Annotated in this window: 21 protein-coding genes; 7 read left to right on the top strand and 14 right to left on the bottom strand. The window is 66.9% G+C overall.

Annotated elements, in window-relative coordinates:
• Window positions 1-35: 35 nt before the first annotated feature.
• On the bottom strand, window positions 36-1,262 hold the full coding sequence (locus QZ471_RS14795; protein WP_295465056.1) for an MFS transporter: 1,227 nt from the start codon (window positions 1,260-1,262) through the stop codon (window positions 36-38).
• A gap of 298 nt (window positions 1,263-1,560) precedes the next feature.
• Here QZ471_RS14795 and QZ471_RS14790 point away from each other — a divergent pair, with 298 nt between their 5' ends.
• The 4 genes from QZ471_RS14790 to QZ471_RS14775 all read left to right on the top strand — a co-directional run bounded on the left by QZ471_RS14790 (window position 1,561) and on the right by QZ471_RS14775 (window position 6,158).
• On the top strand, window positions 1,561-3,006 hold the full coding sequence (locus tag QZ471_RS14790; protein ID WP_295465054.1) for a cytochrome ubiquinol oxidase subunit I: 1,446 nt from the start codon (window positions 1,561-1,563) through the stop codon (window positions 3,004-3,006).
• Window positions 3,003-4,025 (top strand): cytochrome d ubiquinol oxidase subunit II, encoded by a 1,023-nt coding sequence (gene cydB / locus QZ471_RS14785; RefSeq protein ID WP_295465052.1) that lies wholly within the window; start codon window positions 3,003-3,005, stop codon window positions 4,023-4,025. The genes QZ471_RS14790 and cydB overlap by 4 nt, the downstream gene beginning before the upstream one ends.
• Window positions 4,025-4,186: a DUF2474 domain-containing protein gene (locus QZ471_RS14780; RefSeq protein ID WP_074529420.1), complete on the top strand. Its 162-nt coding sequence runs from the start codon at window positions 4,025-4,027 to the stop codon at window positions 4,184-4,186. The genes cydB and QZ471_RS14780 overlap by 1 nt, the downstream gene beginning before the upstream one ends.
• A gap of 1,078 nt (window positions 4,187-5,264) precedes the next feature.
• Window positions 5,265-6,158 carry a proline iminopeptidase-family hydrolase gene (locus QZ471_RS14775; RefSeq protein ID WP_295465049.1) on the top strand — a complete coding sequence of 298 codons (894 nt, stop codon included), beginning with the start codon at window positions 5,265-5,267 and terminating at the stop codon, window positions 6,156-6,158.
• Here the strand turns inward: QZ471_RS14775 and QZ471_RS14770 are convergent.
• Both QZ471_RS14770 and QZ471_RS14765 read right to left on the bottom strand, forming a co-directional pair.
• On the bottom strand, window positions 6,155-7,531 hold the full coding sequence (locus tag QZ471_RS14770; protein WP_295465047.1) for a GTPase/DUF3482 domain-containing protein: 1,377 nt from the start codon (window positions 7,529-7,531) through the stop codon (window positions 6,155-6,157). The two genes, QZ471_RS14775 and QZ471_RS14770, sit on opposite strands and share 4 nt — an antisense overlap.
• Window positions 7,528-8,916: a DUF2868 domain-containing protein gene (locus QZ471_RS14765; RefSeq protein WP_295465045.1), complete on the bottom strand. Its 1,389-nt coding sequence runs from the start codon at window positions 8,914-8,916 to the stop codon at window positions 7,528-7,530. The genes QZ471_RS14770 and QZ471_RS14765 overlap by 4 nt, the downstream gene beginning before the upstream one ends.
• Before the next feature lie 81 nt (window positions 8,917-8,997).
• Between QZ471_RS14765 and QZ471_RS14760 the strand changes: the two genes are divergently transcribed.
• Both QZ471_RS14760 and QZ471_RS14755 read left to right on the top strand, forming a co-directional pair.
• Window positions 8,998-9,513, top strand: coding sequence for a dihydrofolate reductase (locus QZ471_RS14760; protein WP_295465043.1), 516 nt, complete (start codon window positions 8,998-9,000; stop codon window positions 9,511-9,513).
• 123 nt (window positions 9,514-9,636) lie between these two features.
• Window positions 9,637-10,593 carry a hypothetical protein gene (locus tag QZ471_RS14755; protein WP_295465041.1) on the top strand — a complete coding sequence of 319 codons (957 nt, stop codon included), beginning with the start codon at window positions 9,637-9,639 and terminating at the stop codon, window positions 10,591-10,593.
• Between the two features lie 263 nt (window positions 10,594-10,856).
• Here QZ471_RS14755 and QZ471_RS14750 read toward each other — a convergent pair whose 3' ends face one another.
• The 11 genes from QZ471_RS14750 to QZ471_RS14700 form a co-directional block, all read right to left on the bottom strand.
• Window positions 10,857-11,294 carry a hypothetical protein gene (locus QZ471_RS14750; RefSeq protein ID WP_295465039.1) on the bottom strand — a complete coding sequence of 146 codons (438 nt, stop codon included), beginning with the start codon at window positions 11,292-11,294 and terminating at the stop codon, window positions 10,857-10,859.
• Window positions 11,295-11,423: 129 nt separating this feature from the next.
• Window positions 11,424-12,431 (bottom strand): nucleoid-associated protein YejK, encoded by a 1,008-nt coding sequence (gene yejK / locus QZ471_RS14745; protein ID WP_295465037.1) that lies wholly within the window; start codon window positions 12,429-12,431, stop codon window positions 11,424-11,426.
• Window positions 12,432-12,510: 79 nt separating this feature from the next.
• Window positions 12,511-13,389, bottom strand: a complete 879-nt coding sequence (locus QZ471_RS14740; RefSeq protein WP_295465035.1) for a GntR family transcriptional regulator — start codon at window positions 13,387-13,389, stop codon at window positions 12,511-12,513.
• Window positions 13,390-13,477: 88 nt separating this feature from the next.
• Window positions 13,478-14,932, bottom strand: a complete 1,455-nt coding sequence (locus QZ471_RS14735; protein ID WP_295465033.1) for an amino acid permease — start codon at window positions 14,930-14,932, stop codon at window positions 13,478-13,480.
• Between the two features lie 380 nt (window positions 14,933-15,312).
• Window positions 15,313-16,803, bottom strand: a complete 1,491-nt coding sequence (locus tag QZ471_RS14730) for an aldehyde dehydrogenase (protein ID WP_295465031.1) — start codon at window positions 16,801-16,803, stop codon at window positions 15,313-15,315.
• Between the two features lie 2 nt (window positions 16,804-16,805).
• Complete coding sequence (locus QZ471_RS14725) at window positions 16,806-17,708, bottom strand: dihydrodipicolinate synthase family protein (RefSeq protein WP_295465029.1); 903 nt, start codon at window positions 17,706-17,708, stop codon at window positions 16,806-16,808.
• A gap of 44 nt (window positions 17,709-17,752) precedes the next feature.
• The gene (locus QZ471_RS14720; protein ID WP_295465027.1) at window positions 17,753-19,069 is read right to left on the bottom strand and encodes an FAD-binding oxidoreductase; all 1,317 of its coding nucleotides are present in this window, start codon (window positions 19,067-19,069) and stop codon (window positions 17,753-17,755) included.
• A 94-nt stretch (window positions 19,070-19,163) separates the two neighbouring features.
• Window positions 19,164-20,207 carry a helix-turn-helix domain-containing protein gene (locus tag QZ471_RS14715; protein WP_295465025.1) on the bottom strand — a complete coding sequence of 348 codons (1,044 nt, stop codon included), beginning with the start codon at window positions 20,205-20,207 and terminating at the stop codon, window positions 19,164-19,166.
• Between the two features lie 45 nt (window positions 20,208-20,252).
• Complete coding sequence (proX, locus tag QZ471_RS14710) at window positions 20,253-21,278, bottom strand: glycine betaine/L-proline ABC transporter substrate-binding protein ProX (RefSeq protein ID WP_295465023.1); 1,026 nt, start codon at window positions 21,276-21,278, stop codon at window positions 20,253-20,255.
• A gap of 47 nt (window positions 21,279-21,325) precedes the next feature.
• A complete protein-coding gene (proW, locus tag QZ471_RS14705) occupies window positions 21,326-22,282 on the bottom strand; it encodes a glycine betaine/L-proline ABC transporter permease ProW (RefSeq protein WP_295465021.1) in 957 nt (318 codons plus the stop codon).
• A 50-nt stretch (window positions 22,283-22,332) separates the two neighbouring features.
• Entirely contained in the window at window positions 22,333-23,367 is a 1,035-nt protein-coding gene (locus QZ471_RS14700; protein ID WP_295465019.1) for a glycine betaine/L-proline ABC transporter ATP-binding protein, read from the bottom strand.
• A 344-nt stretch (window positions 23,368-23,711) separates the two neighbouring features.
• On the opposite strand from QZ471_RS14700, the gene QZ471_RS14695 reads away from it, so the two are divergent.
• Entirely contained in the window at window positions 23,712-24,677 is a 966-nt protein-coding gene (locus QZ471_RS14695; RefSeq protein WP_295465017.1) for a LysR substrate-binding domain-containing protein, read from the top strand.
• Window positions 24,678-24,858 lie beyond the last annotated feature (181 nt).

Raw genomic sequence — 24,858 nt, 5'->3', positions numbered from 1 at the left:
GGTCTAGGTTCAGCCCGGCAAGCGTTGCCGGATGTTCAGGACTGGGGCGGTTCGTGCAGCCGATCGCGCTTGGCCAGGCCGGGGAACAGTTTCATCCAGACTCCGGTGACCACCAGGGTGCCGACGCCACCCATCACCACCGCCGGTACCGTGCCGAAGAAGTGCGCGGTGACTCCGGACTCGAATTCGCCGAGCTGGTTGGAGGCGCCGATGAACAGGCCGTTGACCGCACTGACCCGACCGCGCATGGCATCCGGGGTCGCCAGCTGGACGAAGGAGGTGCGGATCACCACGCTGACCATGTCGGCGGCGCCCAGCACCACCAGGGTGAACAGCGAGAACCACAGCGAGGTGGAGAGGCCGAAGGCGATGGTGGCCACGCCGAACAGGCCCACCGCGCCGAACATGATGCGTCCCACGTGGCGATCGAGGCTGACGTAGGCCAGCAGGAAGGACATGCCCAGGGCGCCCACCGCCGGCGCCGAGCGCAGCAGGCCCAGGCCCCAGGGACCGGTGAGCAGGATGTCGGCGGCGAACACCGGGAGCAGGGCGGTGGCACCGCCCAGCAGCACGGCGAAGAGATCCAGGGAGATGGCGCCGAGCACGTCCGGACGACTCCTGATGAAGCGGATGCCGGCCAGCAGGTTGTCCAGGGTCGGCTTTTCCTTCTGGCTGGGCGTCTGCCGCGCCGGCAGGCTGGAGACCAGCACCACCGCCACGCCGTAGAACAGCAGGGCCGGACCATAGACCCAGGCGGCGCCGAGGGCATAGAGCAGGCCACCCAACGCGGGGGCGATGATGGTGGCCCCCTGCATGGCCGAGGCCGCCGCGGCGATGGCCCGCGGAAAGATCGCCGGCGGCACGATGTTGGGCAGCAGCGCCTGAGTGGTGGGCTGCTCGAAGGCGCGGGCGGTGCCCAGGCAGAAGGCCAGGATGAAGATCAGCTCGCGGGTCACCGCCTGGTTCAGGCTGCCCACCAGCAGCACCAGGGCGATCAGCCCCTGGCCGGTCTGGCACAGGGCAGCGACCCGGCGGCGGTCGTAGCGATCGGCGACGTGGCCGGTGTGCAGCATGAACAGCACCCGCGGCAGGAATTCCACCAACCCGACCAGCCCCAGGTCGAGCACGTTGCCGGTGAGGGAGTAGAGGTGCCAGCCGATGGCCACGGTGAGCATCTGGAAGCTGCCGGCGGTGCAGATGCGGGCGAACCAGAAGGCGACGAAGGGACGATGGTGACGCAGCAGCAGGGTATCGCCGGACATGACGGGGGCTCGGGGCGGAGGCGGCATCTTAAGCCACCTGGGGCTTATCGTCATACAACTGCGGGGGTGCGACAGCCTGCCCAATGCGACATCGAACCACGTAAGCAAATGTATCCAGGAGGACTACTCTAAAGCCTGACATTGATCCGCGTCAGCCTTTCGGTCGACTGGATGGGCTAGTGCTCGGGTTTTTTCCGCGTTGCGCTAGAACCGTCCCGGCGCCGAGGGGTTCGAACCTCGGTCAGCGTCCTACTCGACCGGCTACCCTCGATGGCCGGCGTGCCTGAGAGGAATCATCATGCTCGGCCTCGAAGCTCTGGATCTCGCGCGGATCCAGTTCGCCTTCACCGTCTCCTTCCACATCATCTTCCCGGCCTTGTCCATCGGTACCGCGAGCTTTCTCGCCGTGCTCGAGGGCCTCTGGCTGAAGACCGACGACCACGTCTACAAGGACCTGTACCACTTCTGGCTGAAGATCTTCGCCATCTTTTTCGGCATGGGCGTTGTGTCCGGCCTGGTGATGGCCTATGAATTCGGCACCAACTGGAGCGGCTTCGCCGACTTCGCCGGCGCCGTGACCGGGCCGCTGCTGACCTACGAGGTGCTCACCGCCTTCTTCATCGAGGCCGGCTTCCTCGGCGTCATGCTGTTCGGCTGGAATCGGGTGGGCCGTGGCCTGCACTTCTTCTCGACGGTGATGGTGGCCATCGGCACCCTGATGTCGACCTTCTGGATCCTGTCGTCCAATAGCTGGATGCACACCCCGAGCGGCTTCGAGATCGTCGACGGCCGCATCGTGCCGGTGGACTGGCTGGCGGTGATCTTCAACCCGTCCTTCCCCTTCCGCTGGGCGCACATGACCATCGCCGCCTACCTGTCGGTGGCCTTCCTGGTCGGTGCCTCGGCGGCCTGGCACCTGCTGCGCGGCAACGACAATCCAGCGGTGCGCAAGATGTTCTCCATGGCGCTGTGGATGGCCCTGCTGGTGGCCCCGATCCAGGCCATGGTCGGTGACGCCCATGGCCTCAACACCCTGGAACATCAGCCGGCCAAGATCGCCGCGATGGAAGGCCACTGGGAGAATCCGCCCGGCGAGGCCACCCCGCTGATCCTGTTCGGCTGGCCGGACATGGAGCGCGAGGAAACCCGCTTCAAGCTGGAGATCCCGGTGCTCGGCAGCCTGATCCTCAAGCACAGCTTCACCGAGCCGATCCCGGCGCTCAAGGACTTCCCCAAGGAAGACCGGCCGCCGGCCTACGTGGTGTTCTGGTCGTTCCGCATCATGGTCGCCCTCGGCCTGCTGATGATCGCCGCCGGCCTGTGGAGCGCCTGGCTGCGCTGGCGCGGCAAGCTGTTCGAGACCCGCACCTTCCTGAGATTCATGGTCTGCACCGGTCCCATCGGCCTGATCGCCCTGCTGGCTGGCTGGTTCACCACCGAGGTGGGCCGCCAGCCGTGGATCGTCTACGGTCTGCTGCGCACCAAGGACGGGGTGTCCAACCACAGCGTCACCCAACTGAGCATCACCCTGGTGGCCTTCGTGGTGGTCTACTTCGCCGTGTTCGGCATCGGCACCCTCTATGCCTTGCGCATGATCGGCAAGGGTCCGCACACCGGCGAGGGCGATCTGCCCACCTCCGGCGGTCCGGGCACCGATCGCCATCCCAAGCGGCCACTGTCCGGCGCCGACGATGGCTTGGAAGAAAACAATCCCACCGACCAGTTGAGCGGAGACCGCGCATGAACGGCATCCCTGGCATCGACCTCCCGCTGATCTGGGCGATCATCATCATCTTCGGTCTCATGATGTACGTGGTCATGGACGGCTTCGACCTGGGCATCGGCATCCTCTTTCCCTTCGTCAAGGGCAAGGAAGACCGCGATGTGATGATGAACACCGTGGCGCCCATCTGGGACGGCAACGAGACCTGGCTGGTGCTGGGCGGGGCCGGTCTCTACGGCGCCTTCCCGCTGGCCTATTCGGTGATCCTGCCGGCGCTCTACCTGCCGCTGATCTTCATGCTGATCGGGCTGATCTTCCGCGGCGTGGCCTTCGAGTTCCGCTTCAAGGTCCAGGAAGGCAAGGAAGCCCTGTGGGACAAGTCCTTCATCTTCGGCTCGTTGCTGGCCAGCTTCTGCCAGGGCGTGGCCCTGGGCGCCTTCATCGAAGGCTTCCCGGTGGAGAATCGCCAGTACGTCGGTGGTCCGCTGGACTGGCTGACGCCCTTCTCGGTGTTCTGCGGCCTGGGCGTGATCGCCGCCTACGCCCTGCTGGGCAGCACCTGGCTGATCATGAAGACCGAAGGCCCGCTACAGGCCACCATGCGCCGCCTGACCAAGCCGCTGCTGTTCCTGCTACTGGCCTTCACTGCGGTGGTGAGCATCTGGACGCCGCTGAGCCAGGCGGCCATCTCCGCCCGCTGGTTCAGCATGCCCAACCTGTTCTGGTTCCTGCCGGTGCCGATCCTGGTGGGCGTGGTGACCCTGGCCCTGCTGCGCGCCATCCTGCGCGAGGACTCGCACCATGCGCCCTTCCTGCTGACCCTGGCGCTGATCTTCCTCGGCTACAGCGGCCTGGGCATCAGCCTCTGGCCGAACATCATCCCGCCGGCGGTCTCCATCTGGGAGGCCTCGTCGCCGCCGCAGAGCCAGCTTTTCCTGCTCATCGGCACCCTGTTCATCATCCCCATCACCCTGATGTACACCTTCTGGGGCTACTACGTGTTCCGCGGCAAGGTACGCGCGGGGGAGGGCTACCACTGATGGCCGGCCGCTCGCGCGAACCCAACCCCGCCGACAGCAAGCCGCTCTGGCAGCGGCTGGCCTGGATGGCAGGTATCTGGGCCTGCAGCCTGGTGGCCCTGGGGGTGGTGGCCTGGGTGTTGAGGTTGGTGTTGACGGCGGCGGGGCTCAAGTCGCACTGACTTCGCGTTGGTGGTTTGGTGGATGAGGCTGCGCCTTCAGCCACCCTACGCAAGCGCCTGTTCCAGTGCTGGAAGGTAGTCCCGCCTGCCGAACTGCCCCCTCTCCCGCTTGCGGGGGAGGGTTGGGGTGGGGGATGTGCTCAGCTCAGGTCGCTAAGCTGATTTTAGGTGTCTGCTGATACTTCCCGTTCCGCCCCTGCCGGGCGGGTTACTTTTTGCAGTCGCGGCTGCGCGCCCCGCAAAAAAGTAACCAAAAAAGCTTGCCCTGGTCATCCGGCCCTACGCTGCGCTCCGGGTCCCCTCACTCCGCCGCCCTTCCGGCGGGCCAGCGTCGAAGGGCCGTCCTGGCCCTCGACGCCTTTCGCGGCCTCCTTGCCGCTCACCCACCTACAGAACGGCTGCGCTCGGCCTCCTGAGCAGGGCGCTGGGTGCCGGCTGGAAGTGTCTTTTTAAAAGGCTGGTCAGCTCTTCTCTTCTCTTCTCTTCTCTTCTCTTCTCTTCTCATGTTTCTTGGCGGCACTAATTCAGTAGATCAGCAGGTTTGGAACGCAGGTCTGCTCTATGACGCCCAACTCTCAGCCGGCACCCCAGTGCCCCGTTTGGCCGGCCGAACGGCAGGGTCGAGGAGGCGGGTGAGCGGCATGGATGCCGCGAAAGGGGCCGAGGGCCAGGACGGCCCTTCGGCCCCGGCCCGCTGGAGCGGCGCTGACGTGAGGGCATCCTGCGCAACGCGCAGGAGCGGCCAGTCGGGGCGAGCGTTTTTGGTTACTTTTGTCCGGGGCGCGTAGCCGCGACTGGCAAAAGTGACCCGCCCGGCGGGGGCGGAATAAGAAGCTTCCGGATACACCTCAAATCAGCTTGGCGACTAGATAAGCCCCCACCCCAACCCTCCCCCGCAAGCGGGAGAGGGGGCGGTCCAGCATGGAGGAGGCATCTGGCGTACAGGGACCATCAGCGTAGGAAATCCGCTGGTTCCGCGAATCAGCCCAACTCCCCAAACCTACAACTTTTCCCAGTTATCCCCTTCGACCCCGCCCGTTAGCCTGACCCCGTTCCCATCGTGACGAGGAAGGTTTCCATGCAGGTTCAAGAAGGCTACGCCGGTTTCCAGGGTCACCAGACCTGGTATCGGGTCACCGGCGATCTGACCACGGGCCGGCTGCCGCTGGTGGTGGCCCATGGCGGGCCCGGTTGTACCCATGACTACGTCGACAGCTTCAAGGACCTGGCCGAGCACGGCTGGCCGGTGGTCCATTACGATCAGCTCGGCAATGGTCGCTCCACGCACCTGCGGGGAATCGATCCCGGCTTCTGGACGGTGGAGCTGTTCCTCGCGGAACTGAACAACCTGCTGCGCCACCTGGGCATCGCCGAATACGTGCTGCTCGGCCAATCCTGGGGTGGGATGCTGGGGGCCGAGCATGGTGTCCGTCAGCCAGAAGGGCTGCGCGGTCTGATCATCGCCAACTCGCCTGCCTCCATGGCGCTCTGGCGCCAGGCTGCGGCTGGGCTGCGGGCCGAGTTGCCGCCCGAGGTGCAGGCCACCCTGGATCGGCACGAGGCCGCGGGTACCACCGACTCGGCCGACTACCGAGCCGCCAGCGACGTCTTCTATGCTCGCCACGTCTGCCGGGTGCAGCCGCTGCCCGCCGAGGTGGCGCGGACCTTCGCCGCCATCGACGCCGATCCCACCGTCTACCACGCCATGAACGGTCCCACCGAGTTCCATGTGATCGGCAGTCTCAAGGACTGGAGCGTGATCGACCGGCTGGAGCGGATTCAGGTGCCGACCTTGTTGATCTCCGGGCGTCATGACGAGGCCACGCCGGCTTGCGTGGAGCCCTTCGACCGGCTCATCCCGGACGTGCGTTGGCGCCTGTTCGAAGCCTCCAGCCATATGCCCCACGTGGAAGAGCGCGAGGCCTGCATGGCGGTCGTGGCTGACTTTCTTGCCGAGGTGGAAGGCCGCTAGGTGTCCGCGTCCAGGGCGGTGGCGATTTCGTCGATACGGCTCTGGCGATCATCGGCCTGCAGACGCGGCCGTGGATTGAGCGCCGACCATTCCGGGTGAGCGCGGGCTACCTGCAGGGCAGCCGGCAGCTTGCCTTCACGCCAGCGCTGCTCGTCGGGGGCGGCCACCTCGATGGCGCCCTGGGCGGCATGGCCGCGGGCTTCCAGCGCCGCCAGCAACTGGCGCTGGCGCACCGCCAACAGGCGCAGCACGGCATCGTCGATGGACAGCTCCCGTCCGCCGCGCAGCTTGCCGAACAGCCGCTTGCCGTAGTGGCCGCCGGTCTGGGCCAGGCCACCGGCCAGGGCGCCCAACACCGTCGCGGCGCCCAGGGTCAGGCCGCCCGCGAGCAGGTCCAGGCCCACTCCCGCCGCGGCTCCGGCCGCCACCCCGCCGCCCAGGCGAATGCCCAGCAGGCGCAGGGTTTCCGGATTGAACAGGTCATCGCCCCAGCGCCCGTCCAGTAGCGGCAGGTCGCTGGCGTGGGCGTCGCCCGGTCGAAAGCCGAACAGCCGCAGCAGGTCTTCCACGCAACGTTGTTCGCGGGTGCGCAGGCCGTCGCGTAACTCGGTCGTCGCCGCAGCCACCTCGGCATCTCCAGGGGCCACGCTGCGCCGCGCGGCAGCGGCATCCACCAGCAACTCGGCGATCAGGCGCACGCCTTCCTGATGACGGCGCAGGGCCTGCTCGGCATGGTCGGTGATCAGTCGCTGCAAAGCCGGGCGACCGCTTTCCAGCAGGGTCGCCAGGCTTTCGTAGAGACGTGCCTCGCCGTCCGCTGGCGGGGCGACGCTGTCGAAGCGCACCAGGGCATGCAGGCCGAGACGGGCCAGGGTGGCGCGCCAGTCTTCCGCGCGGTGGCCGTCGGCGGCGACAAAGTTGAGTACCGGCACCAGGGGCCGACCGCAGCCGGCCAGCACTGCCAGCTCGTCGCGATACTTGGCCAGCACCGGCTCGCGGGCGTCGATCACATAGAGACCGGCATCGGAGGCACGCAACTGGCGGATCACCTTGGCCTCCTGCTCGAAACGCTGGCGGGCTTCCACGCTGTCGAGGAAACGATCGAGCAGGGTGGCGGCGTCCAGGCGTTCGCCGGGCCTTTCCAATTGCTCCAGGTAGTCGCGCAGGGCGATGGCGTCTTCCAGGCCCGGCGTGTCGTAGAGTTCCAGCAGGGCCTCGCCGTCCACCGACAGCCGCGCCCCCTCGACGTGCCTGGTGGTGCTCGGGCGATGGGAGACCTCGCCGAAATCGACGTCGCGGGTCAGGGTGCGTAGCAGCGAGGTCTTGCCGACATTGGTGTGGCCGACCAGCGCCAGGCGCAGGGGGCCGTTCATGGATTCGCCTCCAGCCAGGCCAATTCTTCGAGATCACCCGCGCAGTGTGCCAGACGCAGGGCGTCGAGGGCCTGGCGCCAGTCGTCCAGCCGGATCGGATCGACCTTGCCACCCAGGGGCGCCGGCAGCAGCCAGATCCGGGTGGCGGTGGCGCAACGCGATAGCTCCGCGAGCAGTGCCAGGGTGCCGCGATCCGGTGAACGGCGCGGGTCGCAGGCGATCAGCAGGCGGCGCGCCGGATAGCGGGTCAGTTGTTCGAGCAGGTGACGGCGCCCCTGGCCATCGTCGAGCACCCCGGCATCGCGCACGCCGGTGGGCAGGGGCGGCGGCCAGGTGTGGTCGGTGAGCTCGATGCCCACCAGCAGGGCCTCGTCGCCGCTGCGCGCCAGGCCACCGGCATCCTGCTGCGGCAGCTGGGCGGGGGCGGCATCGTTGACGCCCAGCCGTTCGCTGGTGGGGAGCAGCCGCTCACGCAGTTGCAGATAGCCGGGGCGCTTCACGTCCAGCTGCAGCCGCTGGCGACCCTGGCGCCAGCGCCACAGGCAGAGCAGGGCGAGCAGCAAGCGCGGCAGCAGGCCATAGACCAGCACCACGCCCAGCAGCCAGCCGGCCCAGGCCTGGCGCGCCGCCGCGAGGGGGCTGGCGGCATCGCCACTGGCGGCGATGCTGGCGGCGTCGGGCAGCGGAAAGCCCAGCAGCTGGGGCAGGGCACCGAGCGCCTGGGTCAGTAGCACGAAGGTATCGCTGCCGAGCAGGGTGGTCTCCCAGACGAACAGATAGCTGCGCCCGGACAGCAGGGCGAGCAGCGTGGCCAGGGCACTGCCGAGGATCAGCAGCCAGAGGCCGTGGACCAGGCCGCCCAGGGCCCAGGGCAGCAGGCGGGCGCGACCGAGCAGGCCGACCAGTGCCGGCCCCAGGTGCAGCGCCCGCGCATCCCGCGCCAGGCGGCCCGACAGCCACAGCCAGAGCCGGGCCAGCGGCGAGGCCAGCTGGCGCCCGCCACCCAGCAGGCCGAAGGCCCAGACCAGCAGGCTGAGCAGATTGAGTCCGAGCAGGCTGCCCAGCGCCCAGAACACGTTGACCGGGCGGCTGCCGTCGCCCAGGGCGCCGGCCGCGAGTCCGGCACCGCAGAACAGCGCCACGATGCCCAGCAGCCAGGCGGCCAGCAGTGCGCCCTGGCGCCAGCGGCGCTGGGCCGCCAGCAGACCGTCGCGCTGGCCGAGCAGGCGGGCGCGGGTCACCAGGCGCGCTTCGAAGCCGCCGCCGGCCACGCGAGCCTGGCGATTGGCTTCGGCATCCTCCAGCGGACCGCTGTCCTCTTCGGTCAGGCGCAGGGCTTCGGTCAGCCAGAGATCGTCGAAGGCAGGAGAAGGGGTAGCGGTCACGCGTCGGCGCCCGTGCGGCGAAAACGGCGAGGATAGTCCCTGGCGCGCTCGCTGTTAACGGCTCTGTTATGCTCTGTCACCATGAAAACCTCTCTTCCCCTGAGCCTGATCGTCGCCGTGGCCGACAACGGCGTCATCGGCATCGAAAATCGCCTCCCCTGGCATCTGCCGGCGGAGCTCCAGTACTTCAAGGCGGTGACCCTCGGCAAGCCGCTGATCATGGGTCGCAAGACCTGGGATTCCCTCGGTCGCCCGCTGCCGGGCCGCCTGAATCTGGTGGTCTCCCGTCAGACTGATCTGGTCGCCGAAGGTGCCGAGGTCTGTGCGTCGCTGGCCGCGGCGGTGGCGCGCGCCGACGCCTGGGCCCAGGAGCGCGGCGCCAGCGAGATCATGCTCATCGGCGGCGCCCAGCTGTTCGCCGAGGCGCTGCCGGTGGCGCAGCGTCTCTATCTCACCCGCGTTGCCCTGGCGCCGGACGGTGACGTCTTTTTCCCGGACTGGAACGAAGACGACTGGCAACTGGCCTCGCGCCAGGCGCATCCGGCCGCGGACGGTCGTCCAGCCTACGCCTGCGAGGTGTGGGAGCGACGCGGCTGAAGCCTCGCTGCGCGCTTTCGCTCTTGGTCGGCGATTCTTGGCCGTAGCCCTAAGCAAAGCCTAAGGCTGCCCTGGCATAAAGGAGGCTGAGACGAGTCATCGGTGCGACCGGAGGGCGTGAAGATGAACGTGACAGCGACCCAAGCCTATTCGGCTTCGACTCCTTCGCCACAGCCGAATTCGCACGGCGCGACCGCGCCGACGAACGCTTCCACCGACGCCGCCAGTGCTGCCGAGGCGGCCGGTGGTGCCGACGTGGCGGTGGATCTGTCGGCGTCGGCGCAACTGGTCTCCAACCTGCTGCCCCTGCAGCCTTCCAGCAGCACGTCCGACAGCGGCGAGCTGGATGCTTTCATGCAAGACCTCAAGCAGCAGATCCAGTCCCAGGGCAAGGACGCCGGAGTGCTCGGCGAATTGCCGGACGATGCCACGCCCGGGCGTACCCAACTGGCCAAGCAGGCCGCCAATTATCTGTTGGTAAATTTCTATGGCGACGCCAGTCGCTACAGCGACGCCTCGAGCAAGAATCCCTTCGCCGGCCTGGATGGCGACAGCCTGTCGCGCATCGCCCGCGACGACTCCGGTGCCTTCACCCCGGCGGAACGCCAGGTAGCCTATTTCGCCATGGCTGGGCGTAGCACCGACGACCAGAACGCCGCCTTCTCGGTGGTGGCCGCGCCCAACGCCAAGGACGGGGCCGAGCCCTGGACCTGGGCGCCGTCCGATACCCTGGATTCCGAGCTCGCCGCGACGGTGAATCCCGGCTCGCCCACTTGGCGGCCGGGCCAGGAAACCACCCAGTTGCTCGATCAGATGAGTCCGGTCGGCGTCGCCCCCGCCTCCCAGGCCGATGACCAGGGGCTGACCCAACCGGTGTTCAGCATCGCCACCGGTGCCAATGGCAGCCCCAGCTGGAAGATGCAGTCCTTGACGCGCTACGGTCTGCAGGATCTCGGCGCCGATGTACGCAACTCCCTGGATGGCGCTGTGCTGACGCAGATGAATGCCAGTACCCTGACCAATCCGCAGCTAGCGCCGGCGCTGTCGCTGTATCGCCAGATCGATGCCTACCGCGGTTGAGATCCAAGGCCTTGGGTTGCATGGCCTGGCCACGAATCGCGGTCATGGACCGCTCCTACAAGAGCATCACTCCCTGTAGGAGCGGCCCATGGCCGCGATAATCCCCGTATCCGATGCGCTGGGTAACGGCGTAGCCTTATCCGCCGCTTCCCGAGCCTCGTGTGGAAAACGCTGCGGGGTTTTCCCCCCTAAGTGCTCAGCCGACGTAGGATCGTAGGCTGGGTTGAGCGTCGGCGAAGCCCAACAACCCAACCGGACTCCGCTCAGATCGCCCGCAGTTTCTTCGCCGGCAGATAGTCGCGATGGACACGCTCTTCTACCAGGTACAGCCAGCAGGGGCCTTCCACCTGGGGAAAGAGGCGCACCTCCTGGATGCTGCTGGGCTTGAGCGCGCCGTTGGCCAGTTGCACGGCCACCTCCTGCCCCAGGCGGAAACGCGGGATGACACCACTGTCCACTACCGCCTGCTCGGCTTTGGTCGCCGGACGGCCCAGGTATTCGCCCAGGTCCACCGGGCCGGCCGGGCCTTCGGCGACGGTATCGACAGTGAAGCTGTAGGCGGTGGCCAGGCCTTCGTCGCCGCCGTGGGTCTCGCCCTGCTTGATCCGGCTCACCGCCTGGTCGAGGGCGGCGTCCAGCGTCAGCTCGTTGTTCGATTGCAGGGTGATGACGATGCGGCGTTCGAAGGGGTACTGGCTCATGGTTTCGACTTTTTCGGCAGATGAAGAGAAGAAGGGACATCTTGTGCCCCCTTTGCCTGGCGGCTGTCCAGCCGGGGGCGCCCGATCGGTGACTTCGTTTGCAACCCCGGGTGTCGGCCGGTCCGCCGGTCAGTCCTTGCGTCGCTTGAGCTGATCCTTCAGCTGGGTCGGCACCTCGCGGATGATCAGCAGGTCCTGGCTCTCGTCGTATTCGATGCGCGAACCCAGCAGGTGCGCCTCGAAGCTGATCGACAGCCCCTCAGCGCGGCCGGTGAAGCGGCGAAATTGGTTGAGGGTGCGCTTGTCCGCCGGGATCTCCGGGGCCAGGCCGTAATCCTTGTTGCGGATGTAGTCGTAGAAGGCGCGTGGTGCCTCGTCATCCATCAGTTCGGAGAGGGCATCCAGGGCCATGGGCTCGCCGCGCTTGGCCTGGCTGCTGGCGTAGTCGACCAGGGTGTCGGTCTTTTCCTTGGCGGCTTCCTCGGGCAGGTCCTCGCTCTCCACGTAGTCGCTGAAGGCCTTGAGCAGGGTGCGGGTCTCGCCCTTGGCGTCGACCCCTTCCTGGCAGCCGATGAAGTCGCGGAAATAGTCCGAGACCTTCTTGCCGCCCTTGCCGCGGATGAAGGAGATGTACTGGCGCGACTGCTTGTTGTTGCGCCATTCCGAGAGGTTGATGCGCGCCGCCAGGTGCAGCTGGCCCAGGTCCAGGTGCTTGGCCGGGGCGACGTCCAGGCTCTCGGTGACGGTCACCCCTTCGCTGTGATGCAGCAGGGCGATGGTCAGGTAGTCGGTCATGCCCTGCTGGTACTGGGCGAACAGCACATGGCCACCGGTGGAGAGGTTGCTGCTTTCCATCAGGCTCTTGAGGTGTTCCACCGCCTGGCGGCTGAAGGCGACGAAATCCTGTTCGCCTTCCAGGTAGGCGCTGAGCCAGCCACTGAAGGGATAGGCACCGGACTCCTCGTGGAACAGACCCCAGGCCTTGTTGGGCTTGGCGTTGTAGCTGTCGTTGAGATCGGCCAGCAGGTTCTCGATGGCCTGGGAGTCGGTAAGGGTGGCGTCCCGCGCGTGCAGGGTCGCCGGCTGGCCGTCGGGCTTCTTGTCGATCAGATGGACGATGGCGTGACGGATCGGCATGGCGGCCTCGGGTAGCAAGGAGAAGTCCGCCAGTCTAACGCCCCCGCGTCCTGGCGGGCAGGCCCTTGGCGCCGCAGGTTCAGGGCTCGGCGATGTCGCGTTTTTCCTGGACGGCGTTGTTCAGGTGCTGGGTCAGGAAGGCGGCCGCTTCCTCGCGCCGGTCGTCCAGCAGCAGGTCGATGAGCTGCAGATGCTCCTGGCAGCGGCGCAGGGCCTGCTCGCGATCCACCGACTTGCGGTATTCGATCAGCCGACGCAGGCGATTGAGACGGCGCAGGGCGTCGAGGATGAAGGCATTGCCGGAGCAGCGGGCGATGGTCTCGTGCAGGCGGGTGTTGGCATCGAAGATCTCCGCGGGCGAGGCCTCGAACACCTGGCCGGCGACCAGCAGCGCCTGCTCGTCGCGGCAACGACGCAGGGCGTCGGCATCCAGGGCGAAGCCCGGTTCGCGGATGCCGGCCGGCTCGATCAGCAGACGGAAGCTGTAGCTCTGCTCATAGGCATCGGGGGAGGTGAGACCCTCGACGAAACTCCAGCCATAGCCCGGTAGGCGTTCGGCCCAGCCTTCCTGGACGATGCGCCTGAGGATGTCGGCCAACTGGCCCCGGGTGATCGGGTAGCGGCGCAGCAGTTCGTTCTCGCTGATCCGCAGCGGCAACTCGCCGTCGATACGATCCTGGGCGATGGCCAGGTACAGCCGCTCGCTGGCGGACACCTCTTCCCGCGCCGGCGGCGTGGCGGCCAGGGCTGCGGCCGCCACGGCGAAGCCGCCCTCGGGATGGCGGTCGAGCAGGGCCCGGTCGGCCATCTGCTGCAGGGCGCTGCGTACCGGCGAGCGGGAGACCCGCAGCCGCTCGGCCAGGGCCCGTTCTGGCAGCCGCGTGCCCACCGCCAACTGGTGCGAGGCGATGTAGGTGAGGATGTCGGGGATCAGGCGGGAGGCGAGGGTGTTGCCCATGGCAGCGCGGGGAATCGGCGGGAAGAGCCCGGATGCTAGCACGGCAGCCGCCGGACGCTCCGGCCCGGTGGCTGCCGCGTGCGCTAGATCAGTCGGCGCCCGGTGTCACGTCCATGTCCTCGAGCCGCACCAGCCGGCTGCGGTGCTTGACTCTATAACCCAGCCAGACGGCGAGGAACAGCGGCAGGCTGATGTAGGTGGCGGCCAGGCCCAGCCAGTCGACGCCGTTCGGGCCGAACAGGGCGGCGTAGTTCTGCCCCAGGGTGATCACCAGGCAGAGGGCGAAGGCCAGCAGCGGCCCGAAAGGAAAAAGCTTGGCGCGATAGGGCAGATCTTCCAGGCGCCGGCCCTGGGCCAGGTAGCCTTTACGGAAGCGGTAATGGGACACGGCGATGCCCAGCCAGGCAATGAAGCCGCACATGCCCGAGGTGTTGAGCAGCCAGCCATAGAGCGCCTTGTCGCCCACCAGGGAGGTGAAGAAACACAGGGCGCCCACCGCGGTGGTGGCGAGCAGGGCGTTGCGTGGCACGCCATTGCGCGCGACCCGGGCGAACAGCCGCGGCGCCTTGCCCTGTTCGGCCAGGCTGTGCAGCATCCGGGTCGAGGCGTACATGCCCGAGGTGCCGGCGGAGAGCACCGCCGAGAGGATCACGGCGTTCATCAGGCTCGCGGCGAAGGCCAGGCCGGCGCGCTCGAACAAGAGCGTGAAGGGCGAGACGGAGACGTCGGTGGCGTCGTTCTGCAACAGGCGCGGATCGGTGTAGGGGATCAGCATGCCGATGACGAAGATCGCCAGCACATAGAACATCAGGATGCGCCAGAACACCTGGCGGATGGCGATGGGCACGTTCTTGCGCGGATTTTCCGATTCGCCGGCGGCGATGCCGATCAGCTCGGTGCCCTGAAAGGAGAAGCCGGCGATCATGGCCACCCCGACCATGGCCTGCAGACCGCCGACGAAGGGCGCCTCGCCCTGGGTGAAGACCGACAGCCCCGGCGGCTGGATGCCGCTGAAGATGCCGAGGATGGCGGCCAGGCCCAGGCCGATGAAGACCACCACGGTGGCTACCTTGACCAGTGCGAACCAGAATTCGCTCTCGCCGAAGCCGCGTACCGACACCGCGTTGAGCAGAAACATCAGGCCGAGGAACAGCGCGCTCCACAGCAGCCCCGGCACCTCGGGAAACCAGAAGCCCATCACCAGCTGCGCGGCCACCAGTTCGGCGGCGATGGTCACCGCCCAGTTGTACCAGTAGTTCCAGCCGAGGGCGAAGCCGAAGCCGTCTTCGACGAAGCGACTGCCATAGATGGAGAAGGACCCCGAGACCGGCTGGTAGGCAGCCATCTCGCCGAGGCTGGTCATGAGGAAATAGACCATCAGGCCGATCAGCGCATAGGCGGCCAGGGCGCCGCCCGGGCCGGCGGTGGCCACGGTGGCGCCGGAGGCGACGAACAGGCCGGTGCCGATGGAGCCGCCGATGGCGATCATGTTGAGGTGACGGGGCTTGAGCCGGCGCTGCAGACTCGGGGAAGCGGTGGACATGGGGATTCCAGCTGGCAGTTGAATGGGGTCCGGCGCTGGCTCTGGCGGCCAGTCGCGGTCGTCGAACGAAGGGTGGTGTGCGGCGTGCCCGCGGCCATCGGCGCGGGCGCCAAAAAAGCCGCGAAGCTTAGCAGGCCAAGGGCGGCAGGTGGGATGGCGGTCGTCGGTGCGCGGCCGGGCGAGGAGCCGCAGCCACGTTCTAACTACGTGGCTGCGGCACAGGAGGAGCGTCAGCGGGCCCGCCACCGCGATCAGCGCAGCGGCGAACCTCAGACTGCCTCCAAGTGTTCGGCCGCAGTACTGACGGTGATCGCGGTCAGGCAGGGGAGAGCGATCCGCCGCCCTGAGGCGGCGAGCCGGGTAGCGCTTTTAGCGCTCGATCAGGACGCGTCGATCCAGATGGTCTTGATCTCGGTGTACTGGTCGTGGGCCCAGAGCGACTTGTCGCGCCCGCCGAAGCCCGATTCCTTATAGCCACCGAAGGGGGTAGAGGCATCGCCCTCGCCGAAGCAGTTGACGGTGACGATCCCGGCGCGGATGCCGCGGGCCAGCTTGATAGCGTTGCGCAGGTTGCCGGTGTAGGCCGAGGCAGCCAGGCCATAGGCGGTATCGTTGGCCAGCTCCAGGGCTTCGTCGAGGGTGTCGAAGGTGGTCACGCTCAGCACCGGGCCGAAGATTTCCTCGCGGAACAGGCGGCTGTCACGGGCCACGCCGTCGACGATGGTCGGCTCCACATAGACGCCGTCGCGCGTCGCGCCACCGGTCACCACCTTGAGCTGCTGCTCGCTGGCGTGTTCCAGGTAGGAACGGACCTTGTCGAAATGCGCCTTGCTGACCATGGAGCCCAGGCGGTGCTCCGGGTCCAGCGGATCGCCCAGTTGCCAGTCCTGCAGGTGGACCTGGATGCGCTCCAGCAGGGCGTCCTTGACCTCGCGATGGACGATCAGCCGCGAAGACGCCGAGCAATTCTCGCCCATGTTCCAGAAGGCGCCATTGACCACGTGCTGGGCGACCACATCGAGATCCTCGACGTCGTTCATCACCACCGCGGGGTTCTTGCCGCCCAGTTCCAGCACGATGCGCTTGAGGTTGGATTCCGCGGCGTACTTGAGGAACAGCCGACCGGTGTCGGTGGAGCCGGTGAAGCTGACCGCGGCGACGTCAGGATGGCGACCCAGGGGCTCGCCGGCCTCCTTGCCACCGCCGGGCACCACGTTGAAGACGCCCGCCGGCACTCCGGCCTGGTGGGCCAGCTCGGCCACGCGCAGGGCGCTCAGGGTGGTCTCCTTGGCCGGCTTGACCACGATGGAGCAGCCGGCGGCCAGCGAGGGACCGATTTTCCAGGCCAGCATCAGCAGCGGGAAGTTCCAGGGCAGCACCAGGCCGACCACGCCGATGGGCTCGCGTACCACCATGGCCAGGGCGCCGGCCCCGGTGGGGGCGGTGGCGTCGTAGATCTTGTCGATCAGTTCGGCGTGCCAGCGCAGGGTGTTGATGGTCTCCGGCACGTCGATGGTCTGGCATTCGCGGACTGGCTTGCCGCTGTCGAGGCTTTCGACCACCGCCAGTTCATGGGCATGCTCCTCGAGCAGGGCGGCGAATTTCTGCAGCACGGCCTTGCGCGCGGAAGGATGCAGGCCGCTCCAGCGGCCATCCTCGAAGGCGGCCTTGGCGGCGGCCACGGCGATGTCCACGTCGGCGGCGTCACAGGCGGCCACCTGCGCCAGTTCGGCACCGGTAGCGGGATTGGTGGTGGCGAAGGTCTGGCCGCTACGGGCGGCGACGAAGGCGCCGTCGATGAAGGCCTGGGTACGCAGCTCAACGGCGGCGGCGAGGTCGGCGTAGGCAGCTTTGCTCAGCAGATCGGTCATGGTCAGGCTCCTTGGACGATACGGGCGACGTTGCTTTTCAGCGCAGTGATGACCTGCGCCAGTTCGGCTTGCTCGGCCTCGGTCATGCCCTTGAGCGGGGCGCGCACGCCACCGTTGGGCAGGCCGGCCAGTTCGCAGCCGTACTTGATCGACTGCACGAACTTGCCGCCTTCGAGGTAATCCATCAGCGGCAGCATGGCCGCCATGATCCGGCGCCCCTTGGCGAAGTCCTGCTCCAGTACACAGGCTTCGTAGAGCGCCACGTGCTCGCGCGGCACGAAGTTGGAGCCGGCGCAGACCCAGCTGCGCGCACCCCAGGCGAAGAATTCCAGGGCCTGGTCGTCCCAGCCGCAGGAGAGCTGCAGATCCGGGCGCTTGACCGCATGGCGGTGCAGGCTGGCCATGTCGCCGCTGCTTTCCTTGATCGACTGGACGTTACGGCAACCGGCGATGGCGGCGAAGAATTCCTCGCCCATGGCGACGTTCATCCGCCCCGGATAGTTGTAGAGCATGATCGGCAGGTCGGCGGCGCGGTCCACCGTCAGCACGTGCTCGGCGATTTCCTGCTGGGTCGGCAGGGCGTAGGGCGGGGTGCCGACCAGGATGGCGTCGGCGCCTTGCTCACGGGCGGCCTGGGCGAACAGCACCGAGTCCTCGGTGCGGATGGCACCGGTGCCGATCACCAGCGGCAGGCGCTTGCCCACCACGTCGCAGGCCTGGGCGATCAGCGCCAGGCGCTCTTCGCCGCTGTGGGCGTAGTACTCGCCGGTGGAGCCGCCGACCACGATGCCGTGCACCTTGGAATCGATCAGATGTTCCAGGACCTGGGCGAAGCCCTGATGGTCGATGGCGCCGTCCGCGTTGAGCGGAGTGATGGCGGGGGTGTAGATGCCGTCGAAGTTCATGGGTGGAGCCTCCAGAGGTTGCACAGGTGTCAGGGGAGCGGTCGTCAGCTTTCGCAGCCGGCGCGGTACTGCCCCCACAAGAGGTTGAAATTGACGCCGGCCGAGAGGAACGGCTGCGGCGGGTTGGCGTTGGGGCCGGGGGCGGCCAGCAGGAAATCGATCAGTTCGTCGCGCTCGCCGGCCAGCCAGTCAGCCAGCAGTTTGCCGGTGGCGGTCCCGCGGGTGACGCCCAGGCCGTTGCAACCCAGGGCGCCATAGACGTTGGGCGCCAGTTGGCCGAAGAAGCCGTTGTGGTTGCGGGTCATGGCCAGGGCGCCGCCCCAGGTGTATTCGAAGTTGACCTGCGGCAGCATCGGGAAGCGGCGGGCGAAGGAGGCCTGGTGGCGCTGCAGCACCCGCTGCAGATGCTTGGGATTGCTGCGACCATCGGGGTTGAAGCTGAAGCTGTTGCGGATCAGCAGGCGCTGGTCCGGCGTGCGTCGCACCGTGGTACCGAAGGGATCGGCGGGGATGGCGCCCCAGTAGGGCTTGCCGCCCAGGCGCGCCTGTTCCTCGGTGGTCAGCGGCCGGGTCAGGCTGCCGTAGGTGAAGATCGGCAGCATGCGCCCCTGCAGGAAGCCGAAATGCTGGCCGAAGGAGTTATTGGCCAGTACCAGCTTGCCCGCGGTGATGCGCCCCGCGGCATGGCGCAGCTCGGGACGCGGACCGTATTCCACGTCCTGGATCGGGGTACGTTCGTAGAGGGTGACGTTGGCCGGCAGGCTGTCGGCCAGGCCCTTGACCAGGGCACTGGGCTGGATCAGCACCGCGCCGGGGGTGTAGAGCGCGCGGTGGTAGAAGGCGGTGCCCAGGTGATCGGGCAGCGCCTCGCGCTCGATCATCTCGTAGGGCTGGTCGAGCTTGTCCAACCCGCGCCGGTAGGCATCGAGCACCGCCAGGCCACGCGCTTCCACGGCGGCCTGGTACTTGCCGCAGGCCTTCAGTTGGCAATCGATGGCGAAGCGCTCGACCTGCTCGCGCAGATAGGCCTGACCGCTGAGATTCAGCTTGAGCACGGTACGGGCGATGCGGATGTCGCCGATGTAGTCCTCGGCACCGATGTCATGGGGCAGGTCGATGGCGAAGCCGGCATTGCGGCCGGCCGGTCCCAGGCCGACCTCCTGGGCTTCCACCAGGATCACTTCGTCGTCCGGAAAATTCAGCGCCAGCTGCCGCGCGGCGGCGAGACCGGTGAAGCCAGCGCCGACCACCACCCAGGGAGCTTGGCTGTGACCGCGATGACTGGGACGCGGCGTGCGCGGGGCGCTGGTGTGGTACCAGCCACAGCTGTTGTCGTCGGCAGGCAGGGCTTGGACTTTCATGGTGCGAAACCGTCTCGGTTGGGATATCTGGCCTGGACGCAGGGCGCACAGGGCTTGCCTGCCTCGTGGGAGGCAGGGTGTCGCTCAGGGGCATTCAGCCTGGCATCGCGCCGACGTAGGCGGCGGGGTGCGGTGATCGCTGGATGTCGTAGTCATCGCGGAACGCCTGCGGCGGCAGGCCGAAGAGTTCCTTGAAGCGCCGGTGGAAGTGGGAATAGCTGACGAAGCCAGTGGCCAGGGCCACTTCGGTGAGGCTACGGTCGCTGGTGGCGATCAGCTGGCGTGCTCGGGTCAGGCGCAGTTCCTGGTAGTAGCGTACGGGCGGTGCCTTGAGGTAGCGCACGAAGCGCCGCTCCAGTTGCCGACGGGAGATGCCGACCCGCGCGGCAATGGCATCCATCGCCAGTGGTTCCTCGATATGCGCTTCCATCAGGCCCAGAGCCATTTCGAGTAGCCGGGGCGGCCGGCGCATGGGCGCTGCGACCGGCGCACGCTCGGGTTGGTGCAAGCGCTTGATCTGCATCTCGGCATCGCCTCGGCCCAGGGTGCAGGTCTGCAGCGCTGCCAGCATCAGGTCGAGCACCGCACCGGCGTCAGCGCAGGTGCCGACGCGCTGGGCCAGCACATGGCCGCTGGTAGCCAGGGCCAAGTGGGGGTGGTACTCATGGATGGGCGCCAGGCTTTCCGGATGGCAGACGCACGGCCGGTCGTTGAGCAGGCCGGCGTCGGCGAGATGGAAGGCGGCGTTCCACAGGCCGCAGATCAGCGCCCGCTCGCTGGCGGCGCGGCGCAGGGTGCGCCTGAGGGTCTTATCGGCCACCAGGCGGACACGATGCCCCCCCACTACCACCAGGATCTGCGGGTGCAGATTACCCAGTGCCAGCGGTTGGGTATCGATAACCACGCCGACATCGCTGGCCACCGGGCCCCCGCCTAGCGACCAGGCGCTGAGCTGGTAGTCAGCGCCCTGCACCAGGCTGGCGCCGGTGCTCAGTACATCGAGCGCCGTGGAAAATGACGTCAGGGAGAAGCGCTCCAGCAAGATGAAGGCGATCCGCACCGGGCGACCTGTGACCGCCATACCCTGGCCGCAGCCAGGGTCGCAGGCTTGCGGTACGCTCTGGAAGGACTCGCTCATCGCATCCACCTCGCTGTCGCTGCGCTCACGTTCGCCCTCAGGCGGTCACTTCTGGCCTGCGGCGCGGGCATCCGCCAGCCAGCCGTCCCACTCGCTCTGGTGCGCCTTGATCCACTCGGCGGCCTGGCGCTTGATGTCGTCCAGCGACTTCTCGCCGTTCTGCATCTTGAGGTTCTGGGCGCTTTCGTCGGCGGTGGCGATCTTCAGCTCCGAGAGAAACTTGACCGCGGCGGGGTTCTTCTTGGCGAAGTCCTTGTTGAGCACCGCCACGACGTTGTCGATGGGGGCGCCGAGGTTCTTGCCCTCGAAGGTGGTGTTCACATCGTTCTTGCCGTCGGGCAGCGAGGTGAAGGGCACCGGCAGCCAGACCACGTCACGACCTTCCACCAGCACATTGGAGATCCACTGCGGCACCCAGGTGTAGTAGAAGATCGGCTTGCCATCCTTGTAGCGCTGGATGGTGTCGGCCATCAGCGCGAAGTAGGAGCCGCGGTTGTCGGTGACGGTATCGTTCAGGCCGTAGGCCTTGAGCTGGTGCTCGACGATCAGCTCACAGCCCCAGCCGGGGTTGCAGCCGGTGAGGTCGGCCTTGCCGTCGCCGTTGCTGTCGAACAGCTTGGCGATTTCCGGTTTCTTGAAGTCCGACAGGTCCTTGATGTGGTACTGGTCGGCGGTCTTCTTGTCGATCATGAAGCCCTGGATCACGCCGGGCATCACGTAGCCGGCCTTGAGCATGGTGTCGTCGCCACCTGCCTTGTCATAGAAGGCCTGGTGCAGGTGCTCCCACATGTGCACGCTGAAGTCGGCGTCACCGTAGGACAGCGCGAGGAACAGCGCCGGGTAGTCGGTCTCCTTGGGCGCTTGGACGTTGTAGCCCAGTGCCTTGAGGCCGGCGATGGCGATCTCGCCGCGGAAGCGTTCTTCGGCGATGGTGGGGAAGATGGGCGTGACCTTCACCCCGGCGCCCGGTTGGTCGGCGCTGGCGGCATGGACGGCGCCACTCAGGGTCAGCCCCAGGACGGAGGCGGCGAAGCCGGAGAGGAGTGCTTTCTTGCATGCGGATAGATTCATGGAGCACCTGTCGCTTGAGTGTTGGTTTTTCTAGGTGAAAGGCACGTTCAAGGAGTAACCGGCTGCGGTACGACTTTCTTCTTGCCGACCAGTCGCACCACCAGACCTACCGGGCCGCTGTGATACCAGCGCTGACCGGTGGCCAGGTGGGCGCTGCGCTCGCCCATGGCCTGGGTGAAGCGATCGAGGAAGATCGCCAGCAGCACCAGGCCGATACCGCCGACGCTGGCCAGGCCCATGTCCAGGCGGCCGATGCCGCTGAGGACCATGAGGCCGAGGCCGCCGACGGAAATCATCGAAGCCACCACCACCATCGACAGCGCCAGCATCAGGGTCTGGTTGACCCCGGCCATGATGGTCGGCGCGGCCAGCGGCAGCTGGACCTTGACCAGCATCTGCCAGGGGGTGCAGCCGAAGGCGCGGGCGGCTTCGATCTTGTCTTCCGGCACCTGGCGGATGCCCAGGTTGGTCAGCCGTACCAGTGGCGCCAGGGAGAAGATGATGGTGACGATGACCCCCGGCACGTTGCCGATGCCGAACAGCATCACCACCGGTACCAGGTAGACGAAGGCCGGCAGCGTCTGCATGGCGTCCAGCAGCGGGCGGATGCACAGCTCCAGGCGATTGCTGCGGGCGCTGATGATGCCCAGCGGGATGCCGATCAAGGCGCAGAACACCAGGGAGGTGAGCACCAGTGAGAGGGTGACCATGGCATCGTTCCAGACGCCGATCAGGCCCAGGGCGGTGAGCGTGGCCAGGGTCAGCAGGCCGATGCGACGGCCACCGATCTGCCAGCCGAGCAGGGCGGCCAGCACGATGAACACGGTAGGGGGTACCGACGTCAAGGCCGTCTGGATGCCGTCCAGCACCTGGTCTACCGGCCAGCGGATGGAGCGGAACACCTCACGGAAGTTGTGCACTAGAAAGCGCAACGCCCCTTCCACCCAGGAGCCGACCGGCACGGTGAGCGTCTTGAAGGGATCGAGCAGGCTGAAATCGGACATGAGCGGGACCTCCGGCGCGAACGGTGCGCCCGTACGGATGAAAACAGCGATCAGTGGCCGCCGAGATAGCTCAGCAGGTGGCCTTGGGAGATGTGGCCCTGGTAGGCGCCCTGGGCGTCCACCACCGGCACCGGTGCGCTGGCGCGGGCCAGGGTGCCGAAGATCTCCTTGAGCGGCGTGTCGGCCATGATCGGGACGTCGCGGCCGGGGGTGTAGCGGATCTCGCCTTCGCGCTGGGCGATGTCGCCGGCCTTGAGGATGCGGCTGGCGTCGAAGCCGTTGAAGAAGGTGCGGACGTAGTCGTTGGCGGGGTTGCACAGCAACTCGCGCGGGGTGCCGATCTGTACCACCCGGCCGCCTTCCATGATGGCGATGCGGTGACCGATGCGCACCGCTTCCTCGATGTCGTGGGAGATGAAGATGATGGTGCGGTCCTGCTGCTGCTGCAGCTTGATCAGCTCGCCCTGCATCTCGTGGCGGATCAGCGGATCGAGGGCCGAGAAGGCTTCGTCCATCAGCAGGATGGCCGGATCGTTGGCCAGTGCCCGGGCCAGGCCCACGCGCTGCTGCATGCCACCGGAGAGTTGGTGCGGATAGCAGTATTCTTGACCGGCCAGGCCGACCTGGCGCAGGGCGGTGATGGCCCGGCCATTGCGCTCCTTCTCGGCGACGCCGCTGATCTGCAGGCCGAAGCCGACGTTGTCGAGCACCGTCATGTGCGGCATCAGGGCGAAGGATTGGAACACCATGCCCATGTCCTTGCGTCTTACCTGCAGCAGATCGCGGTCGGAGAGGCCGGTGATTTCCTTGCCGTTGAGGAAGATGGAGCCGGCGGTGGGTTCGATCAGGCGGTTGAACAGTCGTACCATGGTCGACTTGCCCGAGCCGGAGAGGCCCATGATCACGAAGATCTCGCCGCGCATCACCGAGAAGTTGGCGTCGAACACGCCGATGACCTGGCCGGTCCGCTCGAAGACCTCGGCCTTGGAGGCGCCGGCCCGGACCAGGGCCATGGCCTGGTCCGCCTGGGAACCGAACACCTTGTAGATATTGCGGACCGTGATGATTTCGTCGGAGCGAGTCATACCAGGCCTCCTGCGTGCCCAGCACGGCGGTTGGGCACCACCATGCCGATCGGGTTGATGAAAGATTCTGGGCAGGAGCAAAGGGTTGCTGTTTTCACGAGGGCGGTCCCTTCTTATTGTTGTTCGTGGCCCTCTTGGTAGGGGCTTTCCAGCAAATCTATAAGCTGGCCCCCCGCGAATCCAACAACATTTCCTGGCGCGATTTGATAACGTCCCGTTATGAGTTCGCTGAGGGCGCCAGGAGTGTCGTCTGGGGATATGTAAGGAGGCGCCAAGGGTTCTAAGGTCGGCGCCGCGCGGCCAATAATGGCGTCATCTCCCCGTCACCTGCGTCGAGAAGCGCGATGTCCAAACCCGTAGATCCCGATACGCTGTTGCTGAAGATGCCTTCGCTGCGCGCCGTCAAAGCCTTCGTGGCGGCGGCCAAGTACGCAAGCTTCACCCGTGCCGCCGAGGCACTGTGCGTCTCCCAGGCAGCCATCAGCCGGCAGATCCGTGAGCTGGAAGAGTATCTGGGCGCCCAGCTGTTCAGTCGGACGGGGCGGGCGGTGGCGCTGACGCCGGCGGGCGAGCTGTTCTTCGATGCGGCCCAGTTATCCTTCGTCAACATTGCCCAGGCCGCCGAACGCATCCGCAGTAACCAGGCCGCCAGGCGGGTGCTCACCCTGTGCTGCTCCCCGGCATTCTCAGCGCTGTGGTTGTCCCATCACCTGCCGGACTTCTTCGCCCGCCATGGCGACATCGAACTCAACCTGATCACCACCCAGAACTTCCTGGCCATGGAGCCAGGGGTGCAGCCGGACGTCTTCATCACCAAGATGCCGCGGGTTCGCGAGGGCTATCACAGCACCGCGCTGTTCCACGACGTCATCTATCCCGTGTGTTCGCCGCTGTACCTGGAGCGCAATCCGCAGATTTGCAGCCTCGAAGGGGTGCGTGACGCGGCCTTGCTCAACCTCAGCCCCTATGGCCGCTCCCAGGTGGCCGAGCACGTCGACTGGGGTGTCTGGCTGGCCTTCCAGGGCGTGGACCTGGACGAGCGTCCGGCCGGCAGTCCGCAGCTGTTCAACGCCAACGACTACAACCTGATCATCGGCATGGTGCTCACCCACCAGGGCATCAGCCTGGGCTGGAACCACCTGGTGGCGGCGTTACTGGAGCAGGGGCTATTGGTGCGGCCGATCCAGGAGCAGGTGGTGCTGCGCAACAGCCGGCACTATCTGTCGATCCGCGAGGAAGCCGAGGATCACGAGGCGATACGGCGTTTCCAGCAGTGGCTGCTGGAGCGCCTCGGGCGGGTACCTGCCTGACCTGAGGTTATCCTTTGCCTGGCGAAAAAGTCGTTAGAAGGGGCGCCCACCCCTGTGAAATGACCCCCAAATGTTGGACAGGGTTGGTTTCAAGCAACGAGCACTGGTCTGAACGGGAACTAGAGAGGTGGCCTCTGCGAGATCGCCTCACGCAAGGTATCAAACGATGCTTCGCTAGGAC

It is taken from the genome of uncultured Pseudomonas sp. (assembly GCF_913774235.1).
GTDB lineage: Bacteria > Pseudomonadota > Gammaproteobacteria > Pseudomonadales > Pseudomonadaceae > Chryseomonas.
This window is presented reverse-complemented; position numbering and strand designations above follow the sequence as displayed.

What these genes read in the sequence shown, in the direction of transcription:
- QZ471_RS14790 (WP_295465054.1), top strand. Translation starts at nt 1,561, where the DNA reads ATGCTCGGCCTCGAAGCTCTGGATCTCGCGCGGATCCAGTTCGCCTTC.
- QZ471_RS14775 (WP_295465049.1), top strand. Translation starts at nt 5,265, where the DNA reads ATGCAGGTTCAAGAAGGCTACGCCGGTTTCCAGGGTCACCAGACCTGG.
- QZ471_RS14740 (WP_295465035.1), bottom strand. Translation starts at nt 13,389, where the DNA reads ATGGGCAACACCCTCGCCTCCCGCCTGATCCCCGACATCCTCACCTAC.
- QZ471_RS14760 (WP_295465043.1), top strand. Translation starts at nt 8,998, where the DNA reads ATGAAAACCTCTCTTCCCCTGAGCCTGATCGTCGCCGTGGCCGACAAC.
- QZ471_RS14695 (WP_295465017.1), top strand. Translation starts at nt 23,712, where the DNA reads ATGTCCAAACCCGTAGATCCCGATACGCTGTTGCTGAAGATGCCTTCG.
- yejK (WP_295465037.1), bottom strand. Translation starts at nt 12,431, where the DNA reads ATGCCGATCCGTCACGCCATCGTCCATCTGATCGACAAGAAGCCCGAC.
- cydB (WP_295465052.1), top strand. Translation starts at nt 3,003, where the DNA reads ATGAACGGCATCCCTGGCATCGACCTCCCGCTGATCTGGGCGATCATC.
- QZ471_RS14735 (WP_295465033.1), bottom strand. Translation starts at nt 14,932, where the DNA reads ATGTCCACCGCTTCCCCGAGTCTGCAGCGCCGGCTCAAGCCCCGTCAC.
- QZ471_RS14700 (WP_295465019.1), bottom strand. Translation starts at nt 23,367, where the DNA reads ATGACTCGCTCCGACGAAATCATCACGGTCCGCAATATCTACAAGGTG.
- QZ471_RS14755 (WP_295465041.1), top strand. Translation starts at nt 9,637, where the DNA reads ATGAACGTGACAGCGACCCAAGCCTATTCGGCTTCGACTCCTTCGCCA.
- QZ471_RS14770 (WP_295465047.1), bottom strand. Translation starts at nt 7,531, where the DNA reads ATGAACGGCCCCCTGCGCCTGGCGCTGGTCGGCCACACCAATGTCGGC.
- QZ471_RS14730 (WP_295465031.1), bottom strand. Translation starts at nt 16,803, where the DNA reads ATGACCGATCTGCTGAGCAAAGCTGCCTACGCCGACCTCGCCGCCGCC.
- QZ471_RS14795 (WP_295465056.1), bottom strand. Translation starts at nt 1,262, where the DNA reads ATGTCCGGCGATACCCTGCTGCTGCGTCACCATCGTCCCTTCGTCGCC.
- proW (WP_295465021.1), bottom strand. Translation starts at nt 22,282, where the DNA reads ATGTCCGATTTCAGCCTGCTCGATCCCTTCAAGACGCTCACCGTGCCG.
- proX (WP_295465023.1), bottom strand. Translation starts at nt 21,278, where the DNA reads ATGAATCTATCCGCATGCAAGAAAGCACTCCTCTCCGGCTTCGCCGCC.
- QZ471_RS14725 (WP_295465029.1), bottom strand. Translation starts at nt 17,708, where the DNA reads ATGAACTTCGACGGCATCTACACCCCCGCCATCACTCCGCTCAACGCG.
- QZ471_RS14715 (WP_295465025.1), bottom strand. Translation starts at nt 20,207, where the DNA reads ATGAGCGAGTCCTTCCAGAGCGTACCGCAAGCCTGCGACCCTGGCTGC.
- QZ471_RS14720 (WP_295465027.1), bottom strand. Translation starts at nt 19,069, where the DNA reads ATGAAAGTCCAAGCCCTGCCTGCCGACGACAACAGCTGTGGCTGGTAC.
- QZ471_RS14780 (WP_074529420.1), top strand. Translation starts at nt 4,025, where the DNA reads ATGGCCGGCCGCTCGCGCGAACCCAACCCCGCCGACAGCAAGCCGCTC.
- QZ471_RS14750 (WP_295465039.1), bottom strand. Translation starts at nt 11,294, where the DNA reads ATGAGCCAGTACCCCTTCGAACGCCGCATCGTCATCACCCTGCAATCG.